Origin of the sequence: Vibrio sp. T9, assembly GCF_003123985.1 — a bacterium.
GTDB lineage: Bacteria > Pseudomonadota > Gammaproteobacteria > Enterobacterales > Vibrionaceae > Vibrio > Vibrio diabolicus.
Map to the genome: position 1 here is coordinate 354,088 of NZ_NIGY01000006.1, position 14,387 is coordinate 368,474.

General features: G+C 44.8%; 14 protein-coding genes. All 14 read left to right on the forward strand.

All coding sequences use genetic code 11. The annotated features are described in order from the left end of the window. Window positions 1–67 precede the first annotated feature (67 nt). The 14 genes from rpsB to lpxB all read left to right on the forward strand — a co-directional run bounded on the left by rpsB (window position 68) and on the right by lpxB (window position 14,379). Window positions 68–796 (forward strand): 30S ribosomal protein S2, encoded by a 729-nt coding sequence (gene rpsB / locus CBX98_RS14620; RefSeq protein WP_012841501.1) that lies wholly within the window; start codon window positions 68–70, stop codon window positions 794–796. A 132-nt stretch (window positions 797–928) separates the two neighbouring features. Then, window positions 929–1,774, forward strand: coding sequence for a translation elongation factor Ts (tsf, locus tag CBX98_RS14625; RefSeq protein WP_012841502.1), 846 nt, complete (start codon window positions 929–931; stop codon window positions 1,772–1,774). Between the two features lie 147 nt (window positions 1,775–1,921). Next, window positions 1,922–2,647: a UMP kinase gene (pyrH, locus tag CBX98_RS14630; RefSeq protein WP_005380329.1), complete on the forward strand. Its 726-nt coding sequence runs from the start codon at window positions 1,922–1,924 to the stop codon at window positions 2,645–2,647. A 99-nt stretch (window positions 2,648–2,746) separates the two neighbouring features. Then, window positions 2,747–3,304, forward strand: a complete 558-nt coding sequence (gene frr / locus CBX98_RS14635) for a ribosome recycling factor (protein WP_005380330.1) — start codon at window positions 2,747–2,749, stop codon at window positions 3,302–3,304. Window positions 3,305–3,400: 96 nt separating this feature from the next. Continuing rightward, a complete protein-coding gene (locus CBX98_RS14640; protein WP_006741661.1) occupies window positions 3,401–4,156 on the forward strand; it encodes an isoprenyl transferase in 756 nt (251 codons plus the stop codon). 12 nt (window positions 4,157–4,168) lie between these two features. Continuing rightward, window positions 4,169–5,011 carry a phosphatidate cytidylyltransferase gene (locus tag CBX98_RS14645; RefSeq protein WP_109169609.1) on the forward strand — a complete coding sequence of 281 codons (843 nt, stop codon included), beginning with the start codon at window positions 4,169–4,171 and terminating at the stop codon, window positions 5,009–5,011. A gap of 50 nt (window positions 5,012–5,061) precedes the next feature. Then, the gene (gene ispC / locus CBX98_RS14650) at window positions 5,062–6,267 is read left to right on the forward strand and encodes a 1-deoxy-D-xylulose-5-phosphate reductoisomerase (RefSeq protein ID WP_109169611.1); all 1,206 of its coding nucleotides are present in this window, start codon (window positions 5,062–5,064) and stop codon (window positions 6,265–6,267) included. Beyond that, complete coding sequence (gene rseP / locus CBX98_RS14655; protein ID WP_109169613.1) at window positions 6,267–7,625, forward strand: sigma E protease regulator RseP; 1,359 nt, start codon at window positions 6,267–6,269, stop codon at window positions 7,623–7,625. Before ispC ends, rseP begins: the two co-directional genes overlap by 1 nt. Window positions 7,626–7,669: 44 nt before the next feature. Next, the gene (gene bamA, locus CBX98_RS14660; protein ID WP_047008880.1) at window positions 7,670–10,084 is read left to right on the forward strand and encodes an outer membrane protein assembly factor BamA; all 2,415 of its coding nucleotides are present in this window, start codon (window positions 7,670–7,672) and stop codon (window positions 10,082–10,084) included. A 13-nt stretch (window positions 10,085–10,097) separates the two neighbouring features. After that, window positions 10,098–10,607: an OmpH family outer membrane protein gene (locus CBX98_RS14665; RefSeq protein WP_005391804.1), complete on the forward strand. Its 510-nt coding sequence runs from the start codon at window positions 10,098–10,100 to the stop codon at window positions 10,605–10,607. 6 nt (window positions 10,608–10,613) lie between these two features. After that, window positions 10,614–11,645 carry a UDP-3-O-(3-hydroxymyristoyl)glucosamine N-acyltransferase gene (lpxD, locus tag CBX98_RS14670; protein ID WP_109169615.1) on the forward strand — a complete coding sequence of 344 codons (1,032 nt, stop codon included), beginning with the start codon at window positions 10,614–10,616 and terminating at the stop codon, window positions 11,643–11,645. 232 nt (window positions 11,646–11,877) lie between these two features. Then, the gene (gene fabZ, locus CBX98_RS14675) at window positions 11,878–12,330 is read left to right on the forward strand and encodes a 3-hydroxyacyl-ACP dehydratase FabZ (RefSeq protein ID WP_005380349.1); all 453 of its coding nucleotides are present in this window, start codon (window positions 11,878–11,880) and stop codon (window positions 12,328–12,330) included. A gap of 1 nt (window position 12,331) precedes the next feature. Then, complete coding sequence (gene lpxA / locus CBX98_RS14680) at window positions 12,332–13,120, forward strand: acyl-ACP--UDP-N-acetylglucosamine O-acyltransferase (protein ID WP_109169617.1); 789 nt, start codon at window positions 12,332–12,334, stop codon at window positions 13,118–13,120. Between the two features lie 119 nt (window positions 13,121–13,239). After that, complete coding sequence (lpxB, locus tag CBX98_RS14685; RefSeq protein WP_006741666.1) at window positions 13,240–14,379, forward strand: lipid-A-disaccharide synthase; 1,140 nt, start codon at window positions 13,240–13,242, stop codon at window positions 14,377–14,379. Window positions 14,380–14,387 lie beyond the last annotated feature (8 nt).

Here is a 14,387-nt window from a genome sequence, read left to right on the forward strand (position 1 = left end):
GTGCTGAGCAGAAGCTTGGTCGGAGTTATGGGGAATGTGGAGGCCTAACCCCATAGAGGAATTTAAAATGGCAACTGTATCAATGCGCGATATGCTAAAAGCTGGTGTTCACTTCGGTCACCAGACTCGTTACTGGAACCCAAAAATGAAGCCATTCATCTTTGGCGCTCGTAACAAAGTTCATATCATCAACCTAGAAAAAACTGTACCAATGTTCAACGACGCTCTAGCTGAACTAGCTAAAGTTGGCGAGAAGAAAGGTAAAGTTCTATTCGTAGGTACTAAGCGCGCTGCATCTGAAGCTGTTAAAGAAGCTGCAATCGCAAGCAACCAGTTTTACGTAAACAACCGCTGGTTAGGCGGTATGCTTACAAACTACAAAACAGTTCGTCAGTCTATCAAGCGTCTAAAAGATCTAGAGACTCAATCTCAAGACGGTACTTTTGACAAACTAACTAAGAAAGAAGCTCTAATGCGTACTCGCGAAATGGAGAAGCTAGAGAAATCTCTTGGTGGTATCAAAGACATGGGCGGCCTACCAGACGCTCTATTCGTAATCGACGCTGATCACGAACACATTGCAATTAAAGAAGCTAACAACCTAGGTATTCCAGTATACGCTGTGGTAGATACTAACTCTAACCCAGACGGCGTTGACTACGTAATCCCAGGTAACGACGACGCGATCCGCGCTGTACAGCTATACCTGAACGCTGCTGCTTCAGCAGTATCTGAAGGTCGTAACAAAGACGTAGCTGCAGTTGCTGAAAAAGACGGTTTCGTAGAAGCTGAATAATAGCGGCTCTGTGTCACACTTGGTCTATGTGAAACCTTTGTGTAGCATAAACTAAGTTATAGTTAGCAATGGGGGCCGACAATGTTAGGCCCCTGTTTTTTACCTTATTTCGAATCAAACGAGGAATACAGAATGGCAACTGTAACTGCTGCTCTAGTTAAAGAACTTCGCGAGCGTACTGGCGCTGGCATGATGGAATGTAAGAAAGCGCTTGTAGAAGCAAACGCTGACATCGAACTAGCAATTGAAAACATGCGTAAATCTGGCGCAGCGAAAGCAGCTAAGAAAGCTGGTAACGTTGCAGCTGAAGGCGCAATCATCATCAAAGAAGAAAACGGCGTTGCTGTTCTTCTTGAAGTTAACTGCCAAACTGACTTCGTTGCTAAAGACGGTAACTTCACTGCATTCGCAGAAGAAGTTGCAGCTGCAGCTCTAGCTTCAAAAGCGACTGTTGAAGAGCTACAAGCACAATTCGAAGACGCACGTGTAGCTCTTGTAGCTAAAATCGGTGAAAACATCACTATCCGTCGCGTAGAATACGTTCAAGGCACTGCAATTGCTTCTTACCGTCACGGTGAGAAAATCGGTGTTGTTGTTGCTGGTGAAGGCGACGCAGAAACTCTTAAGCACGTTGCAATGCACGTTGCTGCTTCTAAGCCTGAGTTCGTTAACCCAGAAGACGTACCAGCTGACGTAGTAGAAAAAGAGAAAGCGGTTCAAGTTGAAATCGCAATGAACGAAGGCAAGCCTGCTGAAATCGCTGAGAAGATGGTTGTTGGCCGCATGAAGAAATTCACTGGCGAGATCTCTCTAACAGGTCAAGCTTTCATCATGGAACCTAAGAAAACTGTAGGTGAAATGCTGAAAGAAAAAGGCGCTTCAGTTTCTACATTCGTTCGCCTAGAGGTAGGTGAAGGTATCGAGAAGAAAGAAGAAATGAGCTTCGCTGAAGAAGTTGCTGCAGCTCAAAAAGGTTAATCCTTAGAGACTGTATAAAGATTAGACCGTAGCCTTGGCTGCGGTCTTTTTATGAGCAGTGAACGATTAGCCGTGATGAATAGCCATAACTGAATTTGTGTCTATTCATGACTGTTAATCAACAACTCTCTTTGGAAGGTAAACTCCATGACTACGAACCCTAAACCAGCGTATCAACGTATTCTATTAAAACTGAGTGGTGAAGCTCTTCAAGGTGAAGACGGTTTTGGTATTGATCCTGCGGTCCTTGATCGCATGGCACAAGAAGTTAAAGAACTGGTTGAACTGGGTGTTCAGGTTGGTGTAGTTATCGGTGGCGGTAACTTGTTCCGTGGTGCAGGCCTTGCTGAAGCTGGTATGAACCGCGTAGTTGGTGACCACATGGGTATGCTTGCTACAGTAATGAATGGCCTAGCGATGCGCGATGCTCTTCACCGTGCATACGTGAATGCGCGCGTTATGTCTGCCATTCCTCTAAAAGGCGTATGTGACGACTATAATTGGGCTGATGCGATCCGTGAGCTTCGCCAAGGCCGTGTTGTCATCTTCTCTGCTGGTACGGGTAACCCGTTCTTTACAACGGATTCTGCTGCTTGCCTACGTGGTATTGAAATCGAAGCGGATGTTGTACTAAAAGCGACGAAAGTTGATGGTGTATTTACTGCTGACCCTGTAGCAAACCCAGACGCAGAGCTGTATGATAAGCTATCTTACGCAGAAGTTCTGGATAAAGAGCTGAAAGTGATGGACTTGGCGGCGTTTACGCTAGCTCGTGACCACAAAATGCCAATCCGCGTATTTAACATGAACAAGCCAGGCGCACTACGTCGCGTGGTTATGGGCGAAGCAGAAGGCACGCTAATCAACGAATAAGCTTGTCCCAAGGTGCCACCCAAAGCGTTAGGGTGGCGTTTGCTTTGCTCAACCGTTTTAGGCTTTCTTCAGGAAAGATGATATTTTTAAGGTGAAACTGTGATTAACGAAATCAAAAAAGACGCGCAAGAGCGCATGGATAAAAGCGTTGAAGCGCTTAAGAACAACCTTTCTAAAATTCGTACAGGTCGTGCACACCCAAGCCTACTATCTGGTATTTCTGTAGAATACTACGGTGCAGCAACACCTCTAAACCAAGTAGCAAACGTTATTGCTGAAGATGCACGTACACTTGCAATCACGGTTTTCGATAAAGAGCTGACGCCGAAAGTAGAAAAAGCGATCATGACGTCTGATCTTGGTCTAAATCCTATGTCTGCTGGTACTATCATCCGTGTTCCACTTCCACCACTAACGGAAGAGCGTCGTAAAGACCTAGTTAAGATTGTTCGTGGTGAAGCTGAAGGTGGTCGTGTTGCTGTTCGTAACATCCGTCGTGACGCAAACAACGATCTAAAAGCGCTTCTAAAAGATAAAGAAATCTCTGAAGATGAAGATCGTAAAGCACAAGATGAAATTCAAAAGCTAACTGACGTTGCAGTTAAGAAGATCGATGAAGTTCTTGCTGCAAAAGAAAAAGAGTTGATGGAAGTTTAATACTCCCACACACATCACTGTTGGAAAACGCTGTGCTCACAGCTCAGCGTTTTTTTATGTTAGTCTATCCAACTGATGGAACTCAATTAACTCCCTATGCAAAATTCTCAAGCCTTCTCTGATTCCCTTCCTAAGCATATTGCCATCATTATGGACGGTAATGGCCGTTGGGCTAAGTCCAAAGGAAAACCTCGCGTATTTGGTCACAAAAAAGGCGTTAATGCCGTTCGTAAGACCGTGGCTGCTGCTTCAAAGCTTGGCATTAAAGCCATGACGCTATTTGCTTTTAGTAGTGAAAACTGGCGTCGTCCGGAGGAAGAAGTGGGTCTTTTGATGGAACTGTTTATCACGGTCCTATCTAGTGAAGTAAAAAAACTACACAAAAATAATTTACGGTTGCGCGTGATCGGTGATACCAGTCGATTTAGTGAGCGCCTACAAAAGAAGATTGTAGAAGCTGAAAATCTAACGGCAGGTAACACGGGGATGGTGATCAACATTGCAGCCAATTATGGCGGTAAGTGGGACATCACAGAAGCGGCCAAAACGTTAGCGTTAAAAGCACGTAACGGTGAGATTCGTGTAGAGGATATCAATGAGCAGCTAATCACTGAGCATTTGACCATGGCAGACTTACCTGAAGTGGATCTTTTGATTCGTACCAGTGGAGAGTGTCGCATCAGCAACTTTATGTTGTGGCAAATGGCTTATGCAGAAATGTACTTTACACCCGAGTATTGGCCGGAATTCGACGAAGACAGCTTAGTTGAAGCTGTAACTTGGTTTATCAATCGAGAACGTCGTTTTGGCTGTACAGGTGAACAAATAAAGGCATTGATGGCAGCTCAATAAGGACTAGTTAGTTTGAAACAGAGAATAATAACAGCACTAATTTTAGCTCCCCTGGTTATTTTAGGCATTTTTAAATTACCCCTAATGGGCTTTATTGCCGCTTTAACTGCAATTACCCTATTAGGTTTTTGGGAGTGGACTCAATTTACAGGGAGCAACTCTCGCTTTGCTGCCCTCGTTCCGGCAGTCATTGTTACCGGACTTAGTTTTCTATATATTTCGCCTGACGCACATAGCCTCAACCATTTAGCAGCGCCTCATTATGTTGTGCTGGGCCTTGGTTTTGTTTGGTGGATTATTGCTAGCTTAATGGCGATTACTTATCCCAAAACGACGAAATCTTGGCAAAATAATTTTGTTTTACGCCATGTGTTTGGTTTTCTGACATTAATTCCATTCCTTTGGAGTGTAGTTATTCTTAGAGCTCATGACATTACGGTAGATCCATACCACGGAGCAAAGCTCGTGTTATACGTTTGTTTCTTGGTATGGGCTGCAGATAGCGGTGCTTACTTTGCAGGCAAAAGCTTAGGCAAACGTAAAATGGCGCCACATGTCAGTCCGAATAAAACCATTGAAGGGCTTATTGGCGGCATTATCACGGCATTGATCGTGGCGTGGGCATTTGCTGATTGGTTTGATATTCAGTTTACCAGTCCTGTCCATATGGTGTTGATTACGTTGGTTACTGTTGTTATATCAGTGCTCGGCGATCTGGTGGAAAGTATGTTCAAGCGTGTCTCAGGCATTAAAGACAGCAGCAACATTATCCCAGGACATGGCGGTGTGCTCGATCGTATTGACAGCCTAACCGCAGCATTCCCAGTTTTTGCTCTTCTTTACTACGTATTCTAATTTATCAGGAGCGGCATTGTCGCTCCTGAGCTTTCTAACGGTCTTACAACATGCAAAAGTTAACGATTCTTGGTGCTACTGGATCCATTGGTGCAAGCACGCTTAAAGTGGTCGAACAAAACCCAGAGCTGTTTTCTGTCGTTGCCTTAGCGGCAAGCACCAACGTTGAAAAGATGATCGGGCTATGTCGTCAGTGGCAACCTAAATACGCGGTAATGGCGGACAAAGCCGCAGCGATTCAACTCCAATCTGAGTTACATTTGGTTTCGCCAAACACCGAAGTATTAGGTGGTGTGGATGCTCTATGCCATATTGCTTCATTGGACGAAGTTGACAGTGTGATGGCTGCTATTGTCGGAGCGGCTGGTCTACTGCCTACCATGGCTGCTGTGAAAGCTGGTAAGCGAGTATTGTTGGCAAATAAAGAAGCACTGGTCATGTCAGGCCAGTTATTTATTGATGCCGTAGAAGAGTTTGGTGCGGAGCTACTTCCCGTCGATAGTGAACACAATGCTATTTTCCAGTGCTTACCACAGCAAGTACAAACCAATTTAGGTCGTTGTAATTTACAAGAACATGGCATTTCTCATATTTTGCTGACTGGTTCTGGTGGTCCTTTCCGTTACACTGACATCGCAGAACTGGAAAAGGTGACTCCTGAACAGGCGATCGCCCATCCAAACTGGTCGATGGGACCAAAGATTTCCGTTGACTCAGCCACGATGATGAACAAAGGCTTAGAGTATATCGAAGCTAAATGGTTGTTTAATGCGGCTCGCGAGCAGCTAAAGGTTATTATTCATCCGCAGTCTGTTATTCATTCAATGGTTCAATACCGCGATGGTTCGGTTTTGGCACAAATGGGTGAGCCGGATATGGCGACCCCTATTGCACTGACTATGTCATACCCATCAAGGGTTGAAGCTGGGGTTAAGCCACTAGACTTCACGCAAATTGGCGAATTGACGTTTTTGCAACCTGATTTTGCTCGTTACCCATGTTTAAAACTAGCAATTGACGCTTGTTATGAAGGTCAACATGCAACAACGGCACTGAATGCAGCGAATGAAGTCGCTGTTGATGCATTTTTAAATAACAGCCTAGGTTTTACGGATATCGCTCGCATCAATGAGTCTGTGTTGAATAAAATCAATGCAAGCTGCAAAGCTGAGAATGCGAATAGCTTGGAAAGCTTGTTAGAGCTAGATAGAATGGCACGAACTATTGCCCTAGAAACCATACGCGAGCGTAGCTGATGACAGGTATATTGTGGAATCTCATTTCTTTTATCGTCGCACTAGGCATTCTTGTCGCTGTGCACGAGTTTGGGCACTTTTGGGTTGCTCGCCGTTGCGGCGTGAAAGTTGAAAAGTTTTCAATCGGTTTCGGCAAGTCTATCTGGAGTAAGATAGGCAAAGACGGAACGGAGTACAGCATCTCAATGATCCCTCTCGGCGGCTATGTAAAAATGGTTGATAGCCGTGTTGATGAGGTGCCAGAACATGAGAAGCATTTAGCGTTTGATAAGAAGCCGCTATGGAAGCGAACGTCTATTGTTGCGGCAGGCCCTATCTTTAATTTCCTTTTCGCAATTTTCGCCTATTGGCTCGTATTTCTTATTGGTATCCCAGCAGTTAAGCCAGTAATTGGTGAAGTTACGCCCAATTCGATCGTCGCAGAAGCCGGAATTGAATCAGGAATGGAACTTAAATCGATATCTGGTATCAAAACTCCGGATTGGGAATCGGTAAATATGGGATTGATTTCTCATATTGGCGATGATTTGATGACAGTAACACTGACGTCAGCGAATGAAGTTGGTTCAGAAGTAACGAAAACGCTCGATCTGCGCGAATGGGAGTTCGACCCTGAAACTCAGTCTGCGATGCAGTCGTTAGGTTTTGCGCCGTATACACCGGAGGTATATCGCGTTATCGAACAGGTTTCGCAAGGTGGAGCAGCGGAAAAAGCAGGTGTGCTTCCAGGTGATGAGATTGTTGCTATTGGTGAACAACGCGTCACGGAGTGGAAGCAGGTTGTTGAAGCGGTTCGCTCTAATCCTGATACACCGATTGAATTAACGGTATTGCGTCAGGGCTATGAGCAAACATTAACGCTGACGCCTGGTAGCCGTGAGCTAGCTAACAAAGAAGTCGTTGGTTTTGCAGGTATTGCACCTAAAGTCGCAGAATGGCCAGAAAGTTATCGCTTCGACCTTCAGTTTGGTGTATTCGAGTCAGTAGGTAAGGCGGTAGACAAAACCGGCCAAGTCATTGGCTTGACAATCAGCATGCTTAAGAAACTGATTGTTGGTGACGTTGGTCTGAATAATCTGAGTGGTCCAATATCAATAGCCAAAGGCGCAGGTGCGACGGCTGATTATGGCTTGGTCTACTTTTTAGGTTTTCTCGCTCTAATTAGTGTTAACCTAGGTATTATTAATCTCGTTCCTTTACCAATGTTGGATGGCGGTCATTTGTTGTTTTTTGCAATTGAAGCAGTCATTCGACGTCCCGTTCCTGAGAGAGTGCAGGAAATGGGCTTTAGAATTGGTGGTGCGATCATCTTCTCGCTCATGGCGTTAGCGCTATTTAATGATTTTACTCGTCTGTGATAGTTCAGAGACAAAAGCAGTAGCAAGGAATAATTAGAACAAGTATGGCGATTAAGCGAATTCTATTTGCAAGTTTACTGGCGACCAGTGTATCTGCAAATGGAGCAGAGAACTTCGTAGTTCAAGATATTGAAATCGATGGATTGCAGCGTGTAGCACTGGGTGCTGCGTTGTTGAAAATGCCTGTACGTGTCGGTGATACCATTGGCCAAGGCGATGTTGCAGAGATTATCCGTGCACTGTATGCATCTGGTAACTTTGAAGATGTGAAAGTGTTACGTGACGGCGGCGTTCTGATGGTTCAAGTCAAAGAACGTCCTACCATTGCCAGCATCTCATTTTCTGGTAACAAAGCAATCAAGGACGAGCAGCTACAAGAAAACCTGAACGCATCTGGTGTTCGTGAAGGCGAAGCGCTTGACCGCACCACGCTAAGCAACATTGAAAAAGGCTTAGAAGACTTTTATTACAGCGTAGGTAAATACAACGCCACAGTAAAAGCTGTGGTGACTCCACTGCCACGTAATCGTTCTGACCTAAAGTTTGTCTTTACTGAAGGCGTGTCGGCAAAAATTCAGCAAATCAATTTTATCGGCAATGAAGTTTTCAGCGATGAGGACCTTCTTTCTCGTTTTAACTTGAATGTTGATGTGCCGTGGTGGAATTTCCTGTCTGACGAAAAGTACCAAAAACAAGTGCTTGCAGGTGATATTGAAGCGCTCAAATCATTCTATCTGGATCGTGGTTACTTAAAATTTAACGTTGATTCGACACAAGTTGCAATCTCTCCTGACAAGAAAGGGGTATACATTACTCTTGGTCTAGAAGAGGGCGAGGTTTACACCGTTAAGGACGTGAAGTTCCGTGGTGACTTGATCGGTGAGGAAGCGACGTTCGAAAGACTTGTGCCATTTGAAGACAATGAGACATACAACGGCTCGTTGGTCACTTCAATGGAAGAGGGTATTAAACGTGTGCTTGGTGAGTCCGGCTACGCTTATCCACAAGTGAATACCATTCCTGAGTTTGACGACGAGAATCAAGAAGTTTCTTTGGTCGTTAACGTCGATCCAGGTAACCGTATTTACGTACGTGATATCCGCTTCACGGGTAACAACTCAACCAAAGATGAAGTCCTTCGTCGTGAAATGCGTCAGATGGAAGGCAGTTGGTTGAACTCGAAATCGATTGAAACGGGTAAAACTCGTCTAAATCGTTTGGGCTACTTTGAAAATGTTGAAGTACAGACGGTTCGAGTTCCTGGTAGTGATGATCAAGTTGACCTAGTTTACTCTGTCAAAGAAGCGAACTCTGGTAGCGTTAACTTCGGTGTTGGCTACGGTACAGAATCGGGTGTGAGCTTCCAGGTTGGCCTGCAACAAGATAACTTTATTGGTAGCGGTAACCGTGTTGGTATCAACGCGATGATGAATGACTACCAGAAAAACATCAGTCTAGATTACCGAGACCCGTACTGGAACTTAGACGGTGTAAGCTTGGGTGGTAAGGTTTTCTATAACGAATTTGAAGCTAAAGAAGCCAATATCGTTGACTATACCAACGAAAGCTATGGCGCGAGCTTAACGTGGGGCTTCCCATTCGATGAGTTGAACCGTTTTGAATTCGGTGTCGGTTATACGCACAACAAGATCGGTAACTTATCGCCTTACTTGCAGGTAGAGCAGTTCTTAGAAGCGCAAAAAGATAATATAGATTCAAGTGGGGCATTGAATACGAACGACTTCGACTTCAATATCTCTTGGACACGTAATAACTTAAACCGTGGTTACTTCCCAACGGCAGGTAACCACCAACGTGCATTCTATAAAATGACCGTACCTGGCTCTGACGTTCAATACTTTAAACTGCAGTACGATGTTCGCCAGTATGTACCATTAACTAAAAAGCATGAGTTTACCCTCTTGTTCCGTGGCCGCTTGGGTTACGGTAATGGTTACGGTCAAACGGATGGTAACGATAACTTGTTCCCATTCTATGAAAACTACTACGCAGGTGGCTTTACATCGCTTCGTGGCTTTGGCTCAAACTCTGTTGGCCCTAAAGCGGTTTACCGCGATACATCCGGCTCTAACAATGGTACAGATATTGCGACAGATGATTCAGTGGGTGGTAACGCAGTCGCATTAGCAAGTATTGAGTTGATCGTTCCAACGCCGTTCGCATCAGAGGAAGTACAAAACCAAATTCGTACCAGTATCTTCTTTGATATGGCAAGTGTTTGGGATACCGAGTTTGATTATCGAGAAAATAGCAACATTTCGGGTGCTAACTACTACTACGATTACTCAGATCCAACCAACTACCGCTCTTCTTACGGTGCGGCGTTGCAGTGGATGTCTCCAATGGGGCCACTAGTATTCTCACTAGCGAAACCAATTAAGAAATTTGATGGCGATGATGAAGAGTTCTTCACATTCACTATCGGTAGAACTTTCTAAAGAGGAAAATATTTTGAATAAAATGATCAAAGCGGCTGGGATTGGCCTTCTTGTACTGAGCTCTTCAATGTTTGCAAATGCGGCAGAAGCTGCACAGAAAATTGCTTATGTAAATACAGCTCAAGTTTTCCAAGCTCTTCCTCAACGTGAAGTTGTACTACAAAAAATGCAGAAAGACTTCAAAAGCAAAGCTGATGAACTGAAGTCAATCCAAGCACAAGCTAAAACAAAGATTGAGAAGCTACAACGTGACGGCGAGCTTTTGGGTCAAGACGAAGTTGAAAAGCTACGTATCGATATCGCGAAGCTAGACAGCGAGTACAAAGTGAAAGCACAAGCACTTGAAAAAGCAAGTGCGCGTCGTGAAGCTGAAGAAAAAGCGAAGCTTTTCAAAACGATTCAAGATGCAGTTAAGAAAGTCGCAGACAAAAATGGTTACGATCTTGTGATTGATATCTCTGCTTTGCAGTACGGCAAGCCAGAATACAATATCTCTGAAGACGTAATTAAAGCTCTAAAATAAGAAGTTATGAAGACATTAACATTAGCCGAATTGGCGATAATTACCGGGGGTGAGCTGTTTGGTGACGAGTCTCTCGTTGTAAGCCGTGTTGCCCCAATGGATAAAGCACAAGAAGGTGATGTAACCTTCTTGTCTAACCCAAAATACGCAAAACACCTTTCTGAGTGCCAAGCTACCGTTGTTATGGTAAAGGCTGAGCATAAAGAGCAATGCGTTGGAAACGCGCTAGTGGTTTCGGACCCTTATGTCGCATTTGCTCGTGTGGTCCAAGCGATGGATACCACACCAAAACCGGCAGACGATATTGCACCAAGTGCTGTGATTGCCGCTGACGTTAAGATGGGTGAGAACGTTACAATCGGCGCTAACGCCGTGATTGAAACGGGCGTGGAACTCGGCGACAACGTAAGCGTTGGCGCTGGTTGTTTTATCGGTAAGAACGCCAAGCTAGGGAATAACACCAAGCTTTGGGCTAATGTCACTATCTACCATGAAGTGTCATTGGGTGATGACTGTCTCGTTCAATCGGGCACCGTCATTGGCTCTGATGGCTTCGGTTATGCGAATGACAAAGGCGAGTGGATTAAAATTCCTCAGCTTGGTTCAGTGCGTATCGGTAACCGCGTTGAGATTGGTGCTTGTACTACGATTGACCGCGGTGCACTCGAAGATACTATCATTGAAGACAATGTCATTCTGGATAACCAACTTCAAATCGCGCACAACGTGCAGATCGGATATGGTACCGTGATGCCTGGTGGTACTATTGTCGCGGGCAGTACAAAAATTGGTAAGTACTGCCAGATTGGCGGCGCGTCTGTTCTGAATGGCCATATCACTATCGCAGATGGTGTGGCGATTACAGGTATGGGCATGGTAATGCGCAGTATCGAAGAAAAAGGCCTTTACTCATCAGGTATTCCACTACAAACGAACAGAGAGTGGCGTAAAACTGCAACTCGAGTTCACCGTATTGATGAGATGAATAAGCGCCTGAAAGCGGTTGAAAAACAGCTGGAACAGAAAGAAGAAATTTAGAACAAGTTATCTTTCGCTCTGTATTTAACGTGAAAGCTAACAGGCTCTAGTTCCATATTCTGTACGAAGACTCGCGAAATGCGGGTCTTTTTCTTCTATAATGACGCGCTCTAAGTAGATTTAACTCCAAGATGGTGCGTATTTTGCTAGTATATTGCAAAGCGATTCGGCTTTACGACCTGTTGCCACGTTTGCCATCTTGGCGGCAAAAAATTGATATAGGAAGACGACTTTGACTACTGAAAAGAAAACGATGAACATCTCTGAAATTCAAGAGCTACTACCTCATCGCTACCCATTCTTATTGATCGACCGAGTGATAGACTTCCAAGAAGAGAAGTACCTTCACGCGATTAAAAACGTGTCGGTTAACGAACCTCAGTTCACAGGTCACTTTCCTCAACTGCCAGTATTCCCAGGTGTTTTGATTTTAGAAGCAATGGCTCAGGCAACAGGCTTACTTGCATTTAAATCATTTGGTGCACCAACAGAAAATGAACTGTACTACTTTGCAAGCGTAGACGGCGCGAAATTCCGTAAACCAGTGGTTCCGGGCGACCAATTGGTTATTGAGGTAGAATTTCTGAAAGAACGTCGCGGCATTGCTGCATTTAGCGGTGTAGCAAAAGTTGACGGCGAAGTGGTATGTTCTGCAGAACTGAAGTGTGCTCGTCGAGAGTTTTAATATGATTCATGAAACCGCTAAAATCCACCCGGCAGCGGTGGTAGAAGAGGGTGCCAAAATTGGTGCTAACGTAACGGTAGGTCCTTTTACGTACATCACCTCTACGGTTGAAATTGGTGAAGGCACAGAAGTGATGTCTCACGTTGTGATCAAAGGTCACACGACTATTGGCAAAGATAACCGTATTTTCCCGCATGCTGTCATTGGCGAAGAAAACCAAGACAAAAAATACGGTGGTGAAGACACAACTGTGGTTATCGGTGATCGTAACGTCATTCGTGAAGCGGTCCAAGTTCACCGCGGCACAGTGCAGGACAAAGCAACCACGATCATTGGTGATGATAACTTATTGTGTGTGAATGCACACGTTGCGCATGATGTTGTTATTGGTAACCACACTCATATCGGTAATAACTCGATTCTTGGTGGTCACGTTACTGTTGATGATTATGCTGGTGTGATGGCACTGTCTGCGATTCACCCGTTTTGTACAGTGGGCGCTTACGCGTACATTGGCGGCTGCTCAGCAGTGGTGCAAGATGTCCCTGCTTACGTACTCGCGCAAGGCAACCACGCGACTCCTTTCGGCTTGAACCTTGTTGGCTTGAAGCGTAACGGCTTTGAGAAACCAGAGATTCGTGTGCTGCAAAAAGCGTATAAAGAAATCTATCGTTCAGGTAAGACGCTAGAAGAAGTGAAGCCTATTCTGGCTGAAATGGCTCAAGAGTGGCCGGCTGTGAAGCGTTTCTCAGATATTCTGGAAACGACGGAACGTGGCATTATTCGTTAATTGGCGAATGAAGCAATAAATAAAAAGATCGTGACCGAATTTGAGGTTACGATCTTTTTGTGTTTTATGGATAAGGCAAACCGTTATCCATAGCGCACAGGAAAAATAGCGAAGTAGATATGGAAAGACCATTACGTATTGGCATCATTGCCGGAGAATTGTCTGGCGATACGCTAGGTGAAGGCTTTATCAAAGCAGTAAAGCAGCAATATCCAGACGCAGAGTTCGTAGGTATTGGCGGTCCGAAAATGATAGCCCAAGGTTGCGAGTCTCTGTTTGATATGGAAGAGCTTGCGGTGATGGGGTTAGTCGAGGTTTTAGGCCGCTTACCGAGACTTCTTAAAGTGAAAGCTGAGCTCGTTCAGTATTTTACTCAGAATCCGCCTGATGTTTTCATCGGGATCGATGCTCCTGACTTCAACTTACGCCTAGAGCTTGACCTCAAGCAAGCGGGCATTAAAACCGTTCATTACGTGAGTCCGTCTGTTTGGGCTTGGCGTCAGAAGCGCATCTTTAAAATAGAAGCGGCAACGAACTTGGTGCTAGCATTTCTTCCGTTTGAGAAAGCGTTCTACGACAAATTTAATGTACCTTGCGAGTTCATTGGTCATACCTTGGCTGATTCCATCCCACTAGAATCAGAACAAGCGCCTGCACGTGAGTTGCTTGGTTTAGAACAAGATAAAAAGTGGCTTGCTGTCCTGCCAGGCAGTCGTGGTAGCGAGTTAAAAATGCTCTCTGAGCCATTTATTGAAACCTGCAAGTTACTCCATAAAAAATTTCCAGAACTGGGGTTTGTTGTCGCGCTTGTTAATCAAAAACGCCGTGAGCAGTTTGAACAAGCCTGGAAAGAACTCGCACCAGAGTTGGACTTCAAGTTAGTTGATGACACCGCACGCAACGTCATCACCGCATCCGATGCCGTGATGCTGGCCTCTGGTACCGTAGCGTTGGAGTGTATGCTTCTCAAGCGTCCAATGGTGGTGGGTTATCGTGTGAATGCATTTACTGCTTTCTTAGCTAAACGTCTATTGAAAACGAAGTATGTGTCATTGCCGAATATCTTAGCGGATGATGAGCTCGTCAAAGAATATCTACAAGATGAGTGCACACCAGACAATTTGTTTACTGAGGTTTCTCGCTTATTGGAAAGCGACAATAAACCGATGTTAGATAAGTTTACGGAAATGCATCATTGGATCCGTAAAGATGCGGATCAACAAGCCGCAAACGCGGTTCTAAAATTGATTGAGAAATAGAGATTTAT